The following is a 15487-nucleotide window of genomic DNA, read 5'->3' as shown; positions in this document are numbered from 1 at the left end:
TCCGCTGCGACGTGCCGCGCGGCGACGGCCCGGGTCGGAACTCGTCTGATCCCCGTGTCGGGAGCGGCGCCGGGTGAGCGGCACAGCCGGCGAGAGAACAGCCCGATGGCCGCAGCGGGGTGCCGGCGCGCGCGGGATGGACCCGGACAGCCACCGAACGGCCTCGGCGCTATACCCAGCGCCGCCGGGCATGTGGAAGGCTTGCCGGCGTGGGTCAGCCAACCTTGCCCCGGTGCGCGTGTTGTGGTTTCCGAACAGGATGCACCACCTGCCCGATCTGCTATTGGACCGATGATGGCCGCAGCGACGTGCACGACCTGGTTGCGGAAAGCCGCAACGGCGACCTGAGCCTCGCCGACGCTCGGCTCAACTTCAGCATCTACGGGGCCAGTACGCCCCGCTACAAAGACCTGGTCCGCGCCCCCCGCGCCGACGAACGACCTTAGGACCGCCAGCGCTGCCGTCCCGAACGGCGCCCGCGGAGGCGGGTCTGCCGCACCGCTCCACGGCCTGCCGTACGTCCACACCGACCGGGCGACCGGGCGGCTGGCGCGGCTGCTGGCTGGGTTACCAGGCGTCGTGTACGGCGATGATGCGCCGCCACGGGACCGTGACGGCGGGGCAGCCGGGCAGGTCATACGGCCGGTATGTCAGGGCGCCGGTGTCCGGGTCGACCGCCTCCGGGGAGACGACGAGTTCGACCCGGTCCAGCGCGTCTGGTTCGCCCGCGGCGACGACGAGGACGGCGGTGTAGTGGTGCAGCGCCTGGCACAGCTGTTGCAGGAGCTGCGCCGAGCCCGGCCCGCTGGTGCGGGGGTCCTCGGCGGGGATCCACCGCCACCGCTGCGGCAGGTGCCAGTGGTAGTCGCCGTGGTCGGTGGCCCAGTCGTGCAGGTCGGTCGCCGGCCCGGACCCGGCCCGCCAGGCGGCGACAGCGGGCAGCGGACCGGCCGGATCACCGGTGTTGTCCTCAGGCAGGTACCCGGCGGCGGAGCGCAGTAGTGCCCGCACCTCGCGGTCGTCGACCGGGGTGTCGGCGGGCAGGAGGGTGCCGGCTTCGGCGTGCAGGTGGTCGCTGCGGTGGGCGGCGGCGTGGCCGGCGGCGAACGCCGGTACCCGCAGGACGACCGCCCACGGCACGGTCTGCGCCGGCGGGATCGGGTTGCGGTAGCGGGTGGCGAGCACGGCGCTGGCCAGGACCGGGTACTGGGTGAGGTAGGCGACCTCACGGTCGGGTTCGTTGATGATCGGCCACCCTGCGACGAGCAGGAGTCGATCGCCGTCGCCGCTGTGCAGGTGACCGTCGTGCAGGGCGGCGGCCAGCCGGGTGCACCAGGCGTCGACGACGTGGCGGCGCACGAGCCGGTACTCGGCGGCGGCCCACGCCGCCGGTGAAGCATGTCCGGTCGCCGGGGTCAGCGCCTGGGTGGGCAGCAGCGACACGTCGCGGACCTCGGCGTTGCCGAGGCGGGTCTCGACGGCGGCGAGCATGCCGCAGTGTCCGGCGGTGAGGTCACCGTCGGCGGCGACCGCTTTCAGCCACGCGTCGAGGGCGTGGCGGGACAGTTCCGGTTCGTAGAGCATGCGGCGGGCGCCGCCCGCGATCGCTTCGATGATGTGGGCCTCGTCGAGGGTGGTGCGGTCGCGCAGCAGCAGGTCGCGGGCGCGGGCGGCCAGGACCCGCAGCCCGGGCGGGCCGGCGGCCTGCCGGGCCACCGCCACCGCGGCGTCGGCCCGCTGGCGCAGCCGGTCCCAGGCCGTGACGGCAGCGGCGCGATGCGCGGCGAAGCCCCGGGCGCCTTTGAGCCCGGCGAGCAGCTCCGGGAGGGGGTCGGGCGGGCCGAACGGGGTCTGCCGCGACCAGCGGGCCACGTCCAGCCACCCCATCGCGGGAGCCAGACGTTCGAGCTCGGCGACCCACTGCGCGGCGGCGACGATCCGGCCCGCCGTGACGTGCAGCGCCCCGGCCGGGCCGGGTATGTGCAGCTGATGTGCGCAGGAACTGCACAGGTCGTGTTCGCCCAGCACGCTGACCCGCTGCGCGGGCAGGTTGTGCGGGCGGTAGCCGAACACCCGGGTCACGTGGGTGCACCGATGGGTGTCGGTACCCGGGGCGTGCCATTTGCCCTTCGGGCTGACGCGAACCATGTCGAGGTGCATCGCAGCGAACGGTTCGACCGCAAGCCCGGCGGCGGTCACGGTCGCCTCGGTCAGCAGCGGCACGACCGGCGGATGGAACGCCGCCGCGATCCGCGCCGACCCGGTCGTGGTCAGGGCCATCGGGTCACCATAGCCCGCGACCGACGGTGCGCGGCGCACCGGCCGCGGCGCGGCCGGTGACGCCGTGCGCAACCGCTCGAACGTGCCGTCCGCCCGGGCGGGTCCCACGGTGCGCGGTACCCGCCCGAGCGGGACCGTGGCTACCCGGCCGCCGCAGCGAGATCCTGATCAGCGACGGGCACGAGCGTGACGTGATGGCGTGCCGCGTCGAGGTTGCCACGCGCCTCGACGAGTGCGGCCTGCGCGTCGGCGACGCGTGCGCCCGCGGAGGGCCAGAAGTCCCCGACGTAGGGCGCGACCTGGTGGGCGAGTTCGGCCAGCGCCGCCGTGGTGTCGACGATGACCGCCACCGCGAGGGCGGGCGGGTAGAACCCGTTGACGGCGACGGTGCGGCAGGTGTGGCGGGCGACGTCCCGCAGGTGCCGCAACGCGGCGGGCACCACCTCGGCGTCATCGGGATCGCAGACGGCCGGGACGCTCAGGACGCACCCGTCAGGGCGAGCTGGGTCTGGTCCGTCGTCGGCTGGTACAGCGTCGGTCATGGTGACTCCTTCGACGTCGATGCCGGCGCGGTTCGACCGCCCGGCGGTCCGGTTGACGGCCACAGCCACGCGTGCCTTGCCGGATCGATCAAGTCGGGATCCATCGGCGGTGGACCGTCGTGCCAGGCCCGGTGCTGCGGCGACACGCGACAGGTGTCACCCCGGGACAGCGCGGAGGTTCACCACGGTCGTCGGGCTGCCCTGAGCTGCCCGGGAGACATCGACGGCAATGACCGAAGAGGAGCGGGGTAACCTCCGTTGCGGCCGTCCAGTACTGGCAGGCCCCTCATGCAGGCTGCTACCTGCCGGACGACGCGGGAGAACATGCATGGCATCGGTAGGGCCCGCGGAGCCGTTGCAGGATCCGGTCAACCGATTCGCCAGGGCGCTCACCGTCCCTCGGCGTCTCCTGGCTCTGCACCCACGCAGGCGCGGGAACGCTGGGGACGCAGCCGCGCTGGCGCCGGCCATCGCGCTGGGCGTCATTGCTGCGTTCGAGGGGTTCGTGGAGGAGTTCGTCGCCGTCGGGGCCATGATCCGAGGCTTAGGTTTCGCGCAGGTCGCGAAGGCGATCGGGAACCTGAACAATCCCGATGTCGCTACCTTCGAGAAGCTGGTCGTCAGCCAACTCGGAGTACCAGAGCACGGCATCGGATCGGGATTCTCCGTGGACTACTGGCAGCCGCCCAGGCCCGGTGTCACATGGTGGCGAACCGCATCCCTCGACTGGACAGCCGCGAAACAGGACGCCGAGGCGTGGATGCAGGTTCGGCACCTGCTGACGCACGGTCTCACCAGCGGGTGGCGAGCAGAGCACTGGCCGGGGCCGCTGAGACAAGCCGCTCGGCCGGCAAGCTCCGTACTACGCGAGACCCTGACAGGCCGGCACACGTTGGTGATCCACGGGGCCATCACTTGCGCGAGGATCTACGTTGAGACGAGTCGCCACCTGGCCGCGTTGACCGCCCAACACTTCGGGCGTGTCGTTGACGTCGACGTCCTTCCGGTCTTTCCGTTGTACAAGGAGCAGGCGTACGAACAGACTCCGCCGCCTGCCCCTTCCGGGATGGATGACGTGGCGGAAGAGCTTCCTGAAGAAGGTGAGGACGCGCCTGCGCCCGAGGCCCCTGCCGCCGTACTCTGAGCCGGGCAACGAACCCGACTCCTGACGGAACCCGCCCCCGCACCGGCACGTGGCCGCATGCGCGGATTGCTGAGGCGGGCGGTTCTCGCGTGAACAATTGTCGCCGCGGAAGGTGACAGATAGCTCGGTCCGTCCTATGTCACGCGGAGGTAGGCGACACCGAGCTTGGCGGAATCCCTTGGGCTGTTCGGGACAGCTGGCGAACCACGAGGCCGGCGGGCTATTTTCCGATCAGCCGGCGTGCCGCAGCAGCGTACGGACGCGTTCGTGGTGGACGGCAAGGGCTGCGAGCCGTTCGGTGCGGACGGGCCCGTACGGCAGTGCCCGGTGCATCCGGATCTCTCGGCAGCTCAACAGCAGGGCGTTGACCGCGAAGACGGCGCTGGTCCCGGCCGCGTTGACGCGGCCGATGATGGCGTGAGCCAGGACAGGGCTTGCGTGAGCTGCGCTGGTGTACAGCACAGCCAGGTCATAGCCGGGCAGGTACCGGCCGGTGTGTTCCCAGTCGACGAGCGCGCAGGCGTCGACGTCCAGGAGGAGGTTGGCCGGCAGCGGGTCGCCGTGTGCGGGCGCCAGCTCGCCGCCGGTGGCGGCGAGCAGCCGTTCGAGGATGGTGCGGTCGTCGCGGTCGAGCAGCTCGGCGTCGTATTCGGCGGCGGCGCGGGCCGGGTAGTCGATCAGGGTCGGCAGTTCGGGCTCCGGCTGCCAGTGCCGTACGCGCTCGAGGGTGTCGAGCAGCCGTTGGATGTGGTCGGCGGGTGGGTCGGTGGTGAGGTGCCGGTGATCGGCGAGCCGTTCGCCGGGCAGGTGGCTGAGGATGGTGAGCCGGTCGTCGTGCCAGATCAGCCTGGGTGCGCGCACCGGCGGCGGAGAGTTGGTGAAGCGGCGGTAGATCTGCAGTTCGTGTTCGCGGCGGGCGATCCAGTAGGGCTCGGCGGTGGTGAGCAGCTTCGCGACGACCGGCAGCCCATCTCGGGTGCCGAGGGCCACGATCGCCTTGTCGGTGTGGTGCACGATCCGGGTGCAGTGCACGCCGGCGGCTGCGGTCCGCTCGTCCAGGTCGGCGCGGTCTGCGGCGACGGTGTCAACAGGTGTCACGACGATCCGGTTCGCCGAGTCCGGTGAGGCAGTCGCGGCCGGTGCTGTCGAACCAGTCCAGGCCCGGGTCGTTGACGGTGACCCAGGTGCACCACGGCCGCCACGGATAGACCCGGCCGACCGCGTAAGAACGCCACCACTGCTCGGTGCGTTTGCCGTCCAGCCCGGCGAGGACCGCGTCTTGCGCCGCCAGACGCCTGGCCGCGGTCGCTGCGGCGACCTCCACCCGGACCACTCCAGGACGAACCGACCGGATCCGGTGGTACCGCACGCCAGCTGCGGTCAGCGTGTCACGGACCGACGCGACCGTCACCCGCTGCAAGTCTCGTGGATGGACTGTCTGGTGCCGACGGTGCGCCATGCTTGCCTCCGAAACCGCCGGCATCCTGGACCGCCGACGGTATGGACGTTGGTCTGTTCAGGGTACGGCGGGCCGGTGCGTGGCGGCCCGGCCCGGCCCGGCCCGGGTGATGGTCATGCCGGGAGCAGCGCCGCGATGACCGCGCCGGCGGCGAGGAACGGTCCGAAGGGCAGGTGATGGTCGCGGTCACCGTCGCGGCGGATGTGCCGCCAGTGGCGGATCGCGAACGGCAGGTCGAGCAGGTAGGGCAGGGCGGCGGCGGCCAGGGCGGTGTCCCAGCCGGTGGCGGCGGTGAGACCACCGATGAGCGCGGTGAGCCGGACGTCGCCCATGCCGATCCCGGCGGGGGTGAGCAGGGCGACGGTGAGGTAGCCGCCGCCGAACAGGGCCGCGCCGGCGAGCCCGGCCAGGAGCGTCCACGGCCGGCCGGCGGTGACGGCTGCCGCCACCTGCAGGGCGGTGATGATCGCGGCGGTGGCCGTGATGACGGGTGTGGGCAGCCGCCGTACGGCCAGGTCGGTCAGCGTGAGCAGGATCCCGGCCTGCAGGAACACGAGCCATGCGGTCATGGACAGCACCGCCGGGACTGATGCGGCGGGCAGGTGCCGGCATAGTGCTGCGGCGCCCAGACCGCCGACGGCAGCGCAGAGCCATCGGTGCAGGCCGCGCCGGGCGGCAGCCGGTTCGCCGGGCCGCGTCAACCGGTCCGCGACAGCCGGAAGGTGCGCGGCGGTGACCGCGCTCAGCATGACGATCCCGACCGCAACAGTGTTCATCGGCTGGCCGTGGCCGGGCCAGTGAGACTGGCCGCGGGATGGGGCGGGACACGCGGCTGGGCGAGGCCACAGACGGTGGCCTCGCCCAGTGGACGCTGATGGTCTCTGGTGTGAATGACCGCAGGACGGCCAGAGCACGCTCCAGGACCCGGCCCGGGGAACTGCCGCACGGCATTGCCACATGGGCAAGAGGCGAGTAACGGAAACAGCTGAACGTCCCGGACCGCCCTACCGGAGGTTGCCCTCCATTCGGGTATGGACCCGACCGTAGCGTCGCCTCGCCCGGCGGGGCAAGTCGTTGCCGCACCGACCCGGCGGCGCGTGCCCGTACAGTGCACCGGCTTGGGCGTTCTCGTCCCGGCAGTGCCGGGATGCGCACGGCGGGAGCACCGGGTGCTGCCGTCGCTGAACATGGTCCGCGGACCGCTACCGGTCATTGGCCGAGGTCGTCGCTCTGGGGCCAGTACCGGCGGACGGTGCGTTCGGAGCGCCCGATCCGGACGGCGATGTCGCGGGGATGCGGGTCGGGCAGTCGGTGGTACCAGTACGCGACCGCGGCGACGGTTTCCTGCGGCACGGTGTCCTCGTCTCCGTCGTCGCCATCGTCTCCATCGTCTCCGTCGCCGCCGTCTCCGCTGTCGTCCTGGTCGTCGTGGCTTTCGTTGCGGGGGTCTGGAGGGGTGCGTTGCTCCGCGTCGGGACGTGAACCGTCGTCGGATGCGGCGTCGCCGTCCCGGCGGACGGTGCCGGTTCGCGGTTCGGGCCGCTCCTCGCCCGGTTGCTGCGCCAGGCCGCCGTGGATCGGCGTCCTGGGGGACGGCCCGGCCACTGGTGCTGTGGGTGCGGGTGGCGCAGTGTCGTCGAGCGGGACATCGGCCGCGACGACGGTCCCATCGGTGTCGAGTGCACTGGGGACGGGCGGTTGGTCGTGCGACTGCCGGTCGTCGCGGTGGTGCACCGCAGGCGCAGCCACCGGTGACATCGGCGTCGGCGGCGTCGCCTTTCCTGTCACGGACGGCCGCTCGTCGTGTCCTTCTCCCGGTGTCCTGTGGTCGGCGGTGACGGCTGACGGCGGGCCGCCCGGTGGCCGGTCGGGGCTGCCGGCGGGAGCGTCGGTCTGTGGTGCTGGTGGCGGCGCGCTGACGGTACGGGCGGAGGGGGTGTGCTGGTCTGCGTGGTGGGGTGTCGGGACGGTTAGCCGGGCGGGGGCGAGGTCGTGGGCGATGAGGGCGGTGAGGCCGTCGTAGTCGGCGCCGTCGGCGAGGCGTCCGGCGATGATGTCGAGGTCGAAGACGGCGACGGCGATGTCGGCGGTGGTCGGGTCGACCGCGGCGCGGATCTTGCGGTGCAGGACGGCGGCGATCGCCGCTTGGCGTCGTTCGGTGCGGATCTCGTTGCGGGCGGCGGTGAGCGACGCGTACAGCCCGAGGTCCGGGTCGGTCTTGGCGAGGGACCTGGCGCGGCGGGTCAGCCACGGGTGCCGGAGCCAGTGCCCGATGAGCTCGTAGGCGGGGGTGGTCGGGGGCAGGTCGCCGAGGGCGCGGAGCCGGTCGCGGCGGGAGTTCTCAGCGTGGGTGACATAGACGAGGTAGCCCAGCGCGGACATCCCGGCGAAGAACCCGCCGAGGAGATGATCCTGGTGGGCGAGCCAGTTGAACGCGACGGCACCGGCGGCGATCGCGGCTGACAGGATGCGGGAGCCGATGGCGTGCTCGCCGAGCCTGCGGCGCACGTCGGCGTTGGCGAGGACGACGACGCCGCCGAGTTCGAGGGCGCCGACGGCCGGGACCGCCCACAGCAGCGGGATGTGCAGGGCGGTGACGGCGCCGCTGACCTGCCCGGCGAGCGCGACGAGGAGCACGACGAGGTAGAAGCCGCGCCGCAGGTACCCGGCGTGGCGTACCGCCCGCTCCAGCTCGGTGTCGGCTACCGCCCTGGTCGCGGCGGTTGGTGTCATCGAGGCCGGCGCGGGTCGGACGGTGGGGTCGGCCGCTGCTGGTCGCTGCGCTGTGGCGCCGTTCGGGACGGGTGCGAGCGGTCCGGTGAGGGTGTTGGCGCCGTTGACCGCGCGGCGGGTGTCGGCGAGGGATGCGCTCATCAGGCTGCGGCGTCTTCGTCGGGGCGGGCGGCGGGGCGGGCGGCGGGGCGGGGTGCGGGGCGGGGTGCGGTCCGCCGCTGCGGTGTCTGCAGCTCGGCGACGAGGTGTTCGGCCAGAGCGGTGGTCTCCTCGGTGGGTTCGGTGTCGATGTCGGCGAGGTGGCGGGTCAGGGTGCGGCGCAGGGCTCGGATGGCGTCGATGTCGCCGAGCGCGGCGTGGGCGCGGAACGCGGCCACGTACAGCGCCTCGGTGTATGGGCTGTGCTCCAGCGCGGCGGCGAGGATCGGCAGGCTCTCGGCGGGTTCGTCGGTGAGGGCGTCGGCGAGGGCCAGGACGGCGTCGAGGACCTGTTGGCGGACGGCTTCCCGGTACGGTTCGATCCACTCGTAGTCGGTGCCGGCGGCGAGGTCACCGCGGTAGAGGCCGACCGCATGCCGCCAGGCGGCGATCCGCACTGCCGGGTCGGTGCTCTGTTCGGCGTCGCGCAGTGCCTGCTGCATGCGCCACAGGTCGAGGTCCAGCACGTCGCGGTTGAGCTGGTACCGGTCGCCGCTGCGCGGGACGTACTCGGTCGGGCCGCCGGTGCGGCGCAGCACGTCCCGTAGCGCTGACACGTAGGTGTGCAGCCGGTGGGGTGCCTTCTTCGCGGGGGCCTCGGGCAGCAGGTCGTCGGTGATCGGTTCGTAGTGCACCGGTCCGTCGTGCACGGCGAGGTAGACCAGCAGCTCGACCGACTTGGCGCGGGCGGCGCCCTTACTCATGTCCATGTCGACGATCCGCGGCGGCCCGAGCACCAGGACCCGCACCCCCGCATCCATCGCCGGCACCGCCTCGCCACCGGCCGGTGCCGGATCGGGTACCGCCTCGTCGGGCCCGTCGGGTTCCCTGTCGGCGGGCGAACCGGAGAGTGGTGTGTCCGCCGGCTCGGCGCCGGCCGATGCCGGTACGTCCTGGTCGGTGCTCGTCTCCAGCGTGTGGTGTGGTCCTTCGGCAGACGCTGGCGGTTCCTCCGGTTCGCCGACCCGATCGGTGTTGGGGTGCGTTGCCGCCTGCTCGGTCTCGACGACCGGGATGGCGGTCGGGATGTCGGTCGGGATGTCGGTCGGGATGCCGGTCGGGATGCCGGTCGGGATGTCGGTCGGGCGCGGACCGGCAGTACCGGTGCCGGTGTGCTCGACGATTAGGACCGCAACGGGTGCGGCGTCGTCCTGGCTTGTGGTGCCGGTGGGGACGGGTTCGGACCGGGTCGGCCCGGCGGGGGTGGTCGGGCCGGGACGCTCGGCCGGGGCTGGGGTCGGGGCGCGGCCGGTGTGCGATTCGGCGAGCAGCGTGACCAGGTCGGCGGTTTCGGCCGGGGTGAGCACGGCGAGACGGCCGACGTCGGCGGGGTGCCCGCCGTGGCGGGCCTGTTCACCGGCGGCGGGGCTTGTCGTGCCGTCGGCGGCCACGACGACGGTGTCGCCGTCCGGCCACGCGCCGAGCACGACGGCGTGGATGTCGAGGCGCTGGCCTTGGGCGAGCAGCGCCGCGACGCGGGCCCGTTCGTGCCCGGCGGCGGCGTCGGCGATGAGCAGGATCGGTTCGACCGGCTCCTCAAGGGGATCGGCGGCGCGCAGTTGGGTGATGCTGTCGACCTCGTGCCGGTAGACCAGCCGGGTGCGGTGCAGGGTCTGTGCCTCGAGCAGTTCCAGGGCCTCGTCGAGGCCGCCGGTGATCGTCAGCCGCGGCGTGCCGGGCAGGTCGACGGCGGCGGCGCCGAGCAGGGTCGCCGCCGTCGCGGAGGGCATCACGACGTGGGTGCGCGCCTGCGGGTCTTCGGCGCCGGCGGCGAGGGCGGCGGCGAGGAACCCCCGGGCCGCGTCCTCGGCTCGGGGCCCGGTGAGGCCGAGACCCGCCGGCGGCCACACCGCGATGATCGGGTTGGTCAGCGCCGGCACGACCGGCACCGGCAGTTCATCCGCCGGTCCGTCGTCCTCGGCGTCCTGCTCACCGGTGCGGTCCTCGTCGCCTGCATCGGCCCGCCCGTCGTCCTCGGTGTCGTCGGTATCCGGGTCGTCGGCATCGTCGTCGGCATCGATGAAGCTGTCGCCGTCGTCGTGGAAGGGCAGGCTGTCGGTGTCGTCGGGCACCTGGTCGTCGAGGAGCGAGCCGAGGACGTTGTCGCGGTCCGGGACCGGTCGTCGCAGACCGTGGCGCAGGCGGGAGATCATCGGCGGCATCGGGGCGAGGTCGGGGTCGTCGAGGCGCAGCTGCGCGGACGGCGGTCTGGGCGTGTAGCGGCGGCGTCGGTGTGCCCAGATGAGCGTGACCGCGGCGATGACGGCCAGGGCCAGCCCGAGATCGACCCAGCTGCCGGACAGCAGCGACACCCCGCCGTGCTCGTTCGTCGAGCTCGAATCGTCGGTCGTATCGCCGGCGGTGGCGTCCAATGCCGGTCCGGACGAGGCCGGACTTGCACTGCTCGCCGTGTCACCCGTGCTCGCGGCGACCGGCGGCTCCACGACGCCGTCATCCGGCGCACTCGATGCCGGCTGGCTCGTGCCGGGCGCGGCAGTCGAAGGTGCGGTGGTCGCAGGTGCGGTGGTCGCAGGTGCGGTGGTCGCAGGTGCGGTGGTCGCAGGTGCGGTGGTCGACGGCGGATTCTGGCCTGGGCCCTGGGTGTGGCTCGGGTCGTCGTCGCTGTTGCCGGGGTCGGCTTGGGCGGGTGGGGCGGCAGGTTGGGCGCCTGCCGGTGGGGTGGCGTCAGCGGGCAGGATGAGGACCCAGGTGGGTTCGATGTGGTCGCCGCCGTGCATGCGGCCGGTCGAGTCGTAGCGGTCGGCGTTGAGCTGGTAGATCTCCGTCCACCTGTGCGGGTCGCCGAGCCACGTCTCGGCGATCTCCCAGAGGGTGTCGCCGCGTTGCACGGTGACGGTGTACTGCTGACCTGCGGTGCTGACGGTGAGCGGGCCGGTGTACGCGACGGCGGCGAAGCGGGGCAGGTCCGTCAACGGGCCGCCGACCGGCGCGGTGACCGCACCGATGTCAGTCACCGCACCGGCAGTGCCCGTTGCGCCGGCTGTGCTCGTGGTGGTGACGGTGAGCCAGGGCAGGTCGGTGGCTGGGGCGGCGGTGAGCGTGGCCGGCGCGGCGGTGGTGGCGTGGCTGACGGCGGGGGCGGGGGCGGCGATGACCGCGACAGACGCTGCGGCGGGGGCGGCGGAGAGCCCGGCGATGAGCAGCGCGGCGAGGGCCTGCATCGGGGAGATGACCCGGATGGTGCGGGCGGGCCGGCCGCGGCGGGCGGCGACGAGCTCGCCGAGGAGGCTGTAGCAGAACGCGGCCCAGACCAGCCACAGCGCGATGGTGAGGAGGTTGACGACGGCGGTGTCGGGGAAGCCGCCGGTGAGGATGGCGGACCAGCCGGCCCAGTCGGTGGGCAGGCTCCGCGGCAGCGGCCAGCCGGCGAAGGTGACCAGGGCGGTCGGTAGCCCGCCGAGCAGCGCGAGGAGGGTCAGCGCGCTGGTTGCGCGGACGATGGTCCGGCCGAGCCGGTGCATGAGCATCACGGTCGCTCCAAGTCAGGCTGGTGGCCCGGTGGTGGGGGTGGCCTGTGCGGTCGAGGTGACGGTGACGGTGTCGAACCCGAACGCGGCGAGCATCGGGGTGGCCTGCCGGCTGGTCGCGGTCACGCTGATCCGGGCGGCGGTGACCTCGACGGTGCCGGTCGCGCCGGCCGCGGCGAGGAACTGTTTCGCGGCCTGGGCGGCCTTGGCCGGGTCGAGGCGGAGCTCGCCGGTGGCGCGGTAGGTGGCGGTGTCGATCTGCTGGGCGCCGGCCCGGGCAGCGGACTGGGCCAGGTCGTATCCGGTGCTGCGGGCCGCGAACAGCGCACCGCCGCCGAGGAGCGCGGCGACGAACAAGACCACGACCATGCCGATGAACAGCATCGTGACGCTGATCGCTCCGGCGTCCTCAGGCCGCGTGGCCGAGGTCCGCGATGCCGGCGGACGCAGCCGTACAGCTGCGGCGGTGAACGCCCGGCGGTCGTTCATCGCAGCACCGCGACCGCGACGAGGACCATGCCGGTGGCCAGCGCGGCCACGATCAGCAGACTGATCACCAGTGCCGATCGGGGCACGTCCGGACGTGCGTTGGCGAGTGCGTTGGTGAAGTCGAAGTAGGCACGCTGCTCCTCGACCGGCAGGGACAGGAAGTCTCGGGCGTCTTCACCGAGCACCGGATCGTCGAGGTCCGCGGCGAACAGGGCGACGAACTCCGCGAACGCTGCCGCGTCGTCGTCTGCCGGCTCGCCGCCCGCCGGGCCGGCATCTGCCGGCTGGGGGTGGGTGTTCATCGGCTCCTCCGTTCGCGGTGGGCGGTGGCAGGTCGGCCACCGATGACGTTGCCACAGCTCGTTCGTGGGCATTGATGGCTGCCGGGCAGGCCGGCGGTCGTGGTCGAGACGGTGACCAGGTCGGGCGGGCCGATGCGTGGGGTAGCGGCACGGTCATCGACGAGCCGTCCGCCCTGGTCGGCGTCGCCAGGCTCGGCACGGCGACGGGTGCTGTACCCCGAGTCCCTCGCTGGGTTCACCACGGCGCACGCGCTCGCAGGTTCGGGCCGGCCGGTGTCTGCAGGGCCTGCCGGGTCGGCGGGTTCATGGCGGCGGCTGCGTCGCTGCGGTAGCGGTCGAGCGGGCTGGTGGAGGTGGCGGTCACGGTCAGCTGGCCGGGCAGTCCGACACCGGTGAGACGTTGGGTGGTGACGGTGCAGCCGATGGTGACGGTGAACTGGCCGCCGCGGCGGAACTGGCTGGTGTCGGCGGTGACGGTGACGGCCGTGCAGTGCCCGGCGAGGTTGACGGTGGCGGCGTCGCGGGCGGCGGCGGTCGCGGCGGAGGGGGTGCGGGCGATGGAGCCGGCGCGGGCGGCGGCGGTGGCGGCGGCGTGTACGTCGAGGTTGGAGCGGGAGACGTTGATCGCGCCGATGACGAGGAACAGCAGCAGCACGACCAGCGGCACGGACAGGGCGAGTTCGACCGAGATCGACCCGCGGTCGCCGGTGGCCTGCCAGCGCCGGCCGCGGGTGGCGGCCGGCCCGGCCGCCACCGCGGTCGACGTCGAGGGTGTGCCCGCGTTCGGGGTTTGGGTCGGTGTGCTGCTCATGTGGTGTACCGCTCGGTGGGCAGTTGCACGGTGACGACGATCGGGACGGGCACGCCTCGGGCATGGCCGGTGATCCGCACGGTGGTGGTCTGGGCGGTGCGGGTGACAGTGACGGTGCGGTCGGCGATGAAGTCGCCGCCGAGGCCGGCGAGGAGGTCTTCGGCGTCGGTCTGGCCTGCCGCGGCGGTGCCGCCGACCACGCGGGTGGTCTGGGCCGCGTGGTCGGCGGCGGCGTGCGCGGCGAGGTATCCCATACCCCACATGAACACCTGCGTGAGGACGACCACGATGAACACCAGCAGCGGCACGGCGAGGGCGAACTCCACGGTGACCGCGCCGCGGTCGTTGTGGCGTCGGTGCGTCCGGCGTCGAGGCCGCGGGCCGGTGCCCGGGCCGCTCGGACGGGCCGGGCGGCCTGGGCGGTCCAGGTGGTCGGGGCGGGTGCGGGTGGGCATGGGATGGTGCCTCACCCGAAGAACCAGGCGGCGACGATGGCGTCGATGCCGTTCTGGTAGGCGATGAACAGGCCCATGATGACGGCGGCGGCCAGCCCGATGCCGATGGCGTACTCGGTGGCGTGGCTGCCCCGATCTGGGTTGGCCCGCAGTTCCGCGGCGCGGTCTCGCACCGCGGTGGCAGTCAGGCCGGGTCGGATGGTGCGTGCTGACATGTGCGTGGCTCCTTGCTCGGTGTGCGTGGCTGCCCGGGGACGTCGGCCCGGTCGACGGGCCGTCCGGAAGGTTGTGGACACGGCTGTGGATGACGCTGTGGACAGTGCTCGATGTGCCTGGTGAAGGCTGTGGATAGACCCTTACGCTGCCGTGGTTCACAGCAGCCGGATCAGTTGAACGCCGATGAAGATCTCGAAGACCACACTGATCGCGATCATGACCATCAAGGTGCGCTCTACGCCCATGTTGTGCAGCCCTCCGACGTCGGGTGCGGACCGTGGTAAGTGGTGTGGGGAACTTCAGTTACTGGCCTCCGATCACCGCGACCGCGGGATAGATGAGGAAGAGCAGGAAGACGAACGTCAGTGCCATGAGCGGGATGCTCATGCGTTCGGTCGCGGACTCGGCGTGGGCTTCCAGTTCGGCGGTGAGCCGTTCGGTGAGCGCCTCGCCGCGTTGCAGCAGGGCGTCGCGGATGCGGGTGCCTTCCCCGGCGGCGAGTTGCAGGGTCCCGGCGAGTTGTTCGAGCTGGATGACGCCGGTCGTCTCGCCGAGCTCACGCAGCGGCTCCCACAGCGGGCGCCGTTCGACGCGGGCGGTGGTGAGGGCGTCGCGGATGCGGCGGGCGGCCCACCCTTCGGCGATGCTGGACGCGTCGGTGAGGGCCTGCTCGATGCCGGCGCCGGCGGCGAGGGCGGGTGGCACGACGTCGAGGAGCGCGGCGAGCGTGTGCCGCATCAGCAGCCGCCGCTGCTCGGCTTCCTCCCGGATCGACAGTTCGGACACGGCGAACGCGCCGGCGCCGAGCAGCAGGCCGAGCCACAGCGGGATGGTGAACCCGATGTGGGCGCCGAGGGCGTTGAGCGCGGCGACGGTCGCCGGTGGGGCGAGCAGCCCGAGGGCGGCGAGGCCGACCTGCCCGGCCAGGTAGATGGTCGGGTCCCGCTCGAGGATGGCGAGGTCCTTACGGGCCTGCGGGCGGGGCAGCCCGAGCTGGGCCAGCGGCGCGGCCACGCCGTGCAGCAGCCTGGCGCGGCCGATCGGCGGAGCCGGTGGCGGCTGTCGCAGCGTCGCGATCGCGGTGGCCAGGGACGGCCGGCCCGGGATCAGCGCCCACACGAGGACCGCGAGGCCGAGACCGGTCCCAGCGCCGGCCAGGATGAGCCCGTTCACGGTGTCACCTCCGGTGCGGTGCCGGTCAGGATGCGTGGCAGGTCCGGGACACGGCCGGTGCGCACCATCCACGCGAGGGCGGCGGCGAACAGCATGCCGAGGACGGCCAGGGCGAGCTGCCCGGCGGCGGTGCCGTAGGGGGCGAGGAACGCCGACGCGAAGATCATGAGTAGGACGACGGTGATCAGGACGACGGC

15 protein-coding genes and 1 pseudogene are annotated in these 15487 nt (G+C 72.9%); 2 read left to right on the top strand and 14 right to left on the bottom strand.

From position 1 onward, the window contains the following. The first annotated feature begins 119 nt into the window (after positions 1-119). Positions 120-446, top strand: a complete 327-nt coding sequence (locus AB0M46_RS41150) for a CPCC family cysteine-rich protein (RefSeq protein ID WP_363345319.1) — start codon at positions 120-122, stop codon at positions 444-446. Positions 447-567: 121 nt separating this feature from the next. Here AB0M46_RS41150 and AB0M46_RS41145 read toward each other — a convergent pair whose 3' ends face one another. Together AB0M46_RS41145 and AB0M46_RS41140 are read right to left on the bottom strand one after the other, a co-directional pair. Continuing rightward, on the bottom strand, positions 568-2280 hold the full coding sequence (locus AB0M46_RS41145) for a hypothetical protein (protein WP_363345318.1): 1713 nt from the start codon (positions 2278-2280) through the stop codon (positions 568-570). A gap of 140 nt (positions 2281-2420) precedes the next feature. After that, a complete protein-coding gene (locus AB0M46_RS41140) occupies positions 2421-2822 on the bottom strand; it encodes a hypothetical protein (protein WP_363345317.1) in 402 nt (133 codons plus the stop codon). Between the two features lie 505 nt (positions 2823-3327). Here AB0M46_RS41140 and AB0M46_RS41135 point away from each other — a divergent pair. Then, positions 3328-3966 (top strand): hypothetical protein, encoded by a 639-nt coding sequence (locus AB0M46_RS41135; protein ID WP_363345316.1) that lies wholly within the window; start codon positions 3328-3330, stop codon positions 3964-3966. Between the two features lie 231 nt (positions 3967-4197). Here AB0M46_RS41135 and AB0M46_RS41130 read toward each other — a convergent pair whose 3' ends face one another. The 12 genes and pseudogenes from AB0M46_RS41130 to AB0M46_RS41075 all read right to left on the bottom strand — a co-directional run. Then, entirely contained in the window at positions 4198-5064 is an 867-nt protein-coding gene (locus AB0M46_RS41130) for a phosphotransferase (protein WP_363345315.1), read from the bottom strand. After that, positions 5051-5377 carry a hypothetical protein gene (locus AB0M46_RS41125; RefSeq protein WP_363345314.1) on the bottom strand — a complete coding sequence of 109 codons (327 nt, stop codon included), beginning with the start codon at positions 5375-5377 and terminating at the stop codon, positions 5051-5053. Before AB0M46_RS41125 ends, AB0M46_RS41130 begins: the two co-directional genes overlap by 14 nt. A 161-nt stretch (positions 5378-5538) precedes the next feature. After that, positions 5539-6201 (bottom strand): hypothetical protein, encoded by a 663-nt coding sequence (locus AB0M46_RS41120; RefSeq protein WP_363345313.1) that lies wholly within the window; start codon positions 6199-6201, stop codon positions 5539-5541. Positions 6202-6634: 433 nt separating this feature from the next. Beyond that, positions 6635-8299, bottom strand: coding sequence for a hypothetical protein (locus tag AB0M46_RS41115; protein ID WP_363345312.1), 1665 nt, complete (start codon positions 8297-8299; stop codon positions 6635-6637). Further along, entirely contained in the window at positions 8299-11844 is a 3546-nt protein-coding gene (locus tag AB0M46_RS41110; RefSeq protein WP_363345343.1) for a BTAD domain-containing putative transcriptional regulator, read from the bottom strand. The genes AB0M46_RS41115 and AB0M46_RS41110 overlap by 1 nt, the downstream gene beginning before the upstream one ends. 15 nt (positions 11845-11859) lie before the next feature. Then, positions 11860-12333, bottom strand: coding sequence for a hypothetical protein (locus tag AB0M46_RS41105; RefSeq protein ID WP_363345311.1), 474 nt, complete (start codon positions 12331-12333; stop codon positions 11860-11862). After that, on the bottom strand, positions 12330-12635 hold the full coding sequence (locus tag AB0M46_RS41100) for a hypothetical protein (protein WP_363345310.1): 306 nt from the start codon (positions 12633-12635) through the stop codon (positions 12330-12332). Before AB0M46_RS41100 ends, AB0M46_RS41105 begins: the two co-directional genes overlap by 4 nt. A gap of 235 nt (positions 12636-12870) precedes the next feature. Beyond that, entirely contained in the window at positions 12871-13446 is a 576-nt protein-coding gene (locus AB0M46_RS41095) for a TadE/TadG family type IV pilus assembly protein (RefSeq protein WP_363345309.1), read from the bottom strand. Then, a complete protein-coding gene (locus AB0M46_RS41090; RefSeq protein WP_363345308.1) occupies positions 13443-13901 on the bottom strand; it encodes a TadE/TadG family type IV pilus assembly protein in 459 nt (152 codons plus the stop codon). The genes AB0M46_RS41095 and AB0M46_RS41090 overlap by 4 nt, the downstream gene beginning before the upstream one ends. 11 nt (positions 13902-13912) lie before the next feature. Further along, positions 13913-14116 carry a hypothetical protein gene (locus AB0M46_RS41085; RefSeq protein WP_363345307.1) on the bottom strand — a complete coding sequence of 68 codons (204 nt, stop codon included), beginning with the start codon at positions 14114-14116 and terminating at the stop codon, positions 13913-13915. A 304-nt stretch (positions 14117-14420) separates the two neighbouring features. Then, positions 14421-15290: a type II secretion system F family protein gene (locus AB0M46_RS41080; RefSeq protein ID WP_363345306.1), complete on the bottom strand. Its 870-nt coding sequence runs from the start codon at positions 15288-15290 to the stop codon at positions 14421-14423. Next, positions 15287-15487 (bottom strand): annotated as a pseudogene (locus AB0M46_RS41075) (hypothetical protein); the annotation flags it as partial. The pseudogene AB0M46_RS41075 and the gene AB0M46_RS41080, both read right to left, overlap by 4 nt.

Origin of the sequence: Dactylosporangium sp. NPDC051485, assembly GCF_040682015.1 — a bacterium.
GTDB lineage: Bacteria > Actinomycetota > Actinomycetes > Mycobacteriales > Micromonosporaceae > Dactylosporangium.
Note: the sequence above shows the minus strand (reverse complement) of the source record. Positions and strands in the feature narration are given on the sequence as shown.

Coding starts and splice junctions, on each gene's coding strand:
- AB0M46_RS41145 (WP_363345318.1), bottom strand. CDS start 2,280: ATGGCCCTGACCACGACCGGGTCGGCGCGGATCGCGGCGGCGTTCCAT.
- AB0M46_RS41140 (WP_363345317.1), bottom strand. CDS start 2,822: ATGACCGACGCTGTACCAGCCGACGACGGACCAGACCCAGCTCGCCCT.
- AB0M46_RS41120 (WP_363345313.1), bottom strand. CDS start 6,201: ATGAACACTGTTGCGGTCGGGATCGTCATGCTGAGCGCGGTCACCGCC.
- AB0M46_RS41115 (WP_363345312.1), bottom strand. CDS start 8,299: ATGAGCGCATCCCTCGCCGACACCCGCCGCGCGGTCAACGGCGCCAAC.
- AB0M46_RS41110 (WP_363345343.1), bottom strand. CDS start 11,844: ATGCTCATGCACCGGCTCGGCCGGACCATCGTCCGCGCAACCAGCGCG.
- AB0M46_RS41105 (WP_363345311.1), bottom strand. CDS start 12,333: ATGAACGACCGCCGGGCGTTCACCGCCGCAGCTGTACGGCTGCGTCCG.
- AB0M46_RS41100 (WP_363345310.1), bottom strand. CDS start 12,635: ATGAACACCCACCCCCAGCCGGCAGATGCCGGCCCGGCGGGCGGCGAG.
- AB0M46_RS41095 (WP_363345309.1), bottom strand. CDS start 13,446: ATGAGCAGCACACCGACCCAAACCCCGAACGCGGGCACACCCTCGACG.
- AB0M46_RS41090 (WP_363345308.1), bottom strand. CDS start 13,901: ATGCCCACCCGCACCCGCCCCGACCACCTGGACCGCCCAGGCCGCCCG.
- AB0M46_RS41085 (WP_363345307.1), bottom strand. CDS start 14,116: ATGTCAGCACGCACCATCCGACCCGGCCTGACTGCCACCGCGGTGCGA.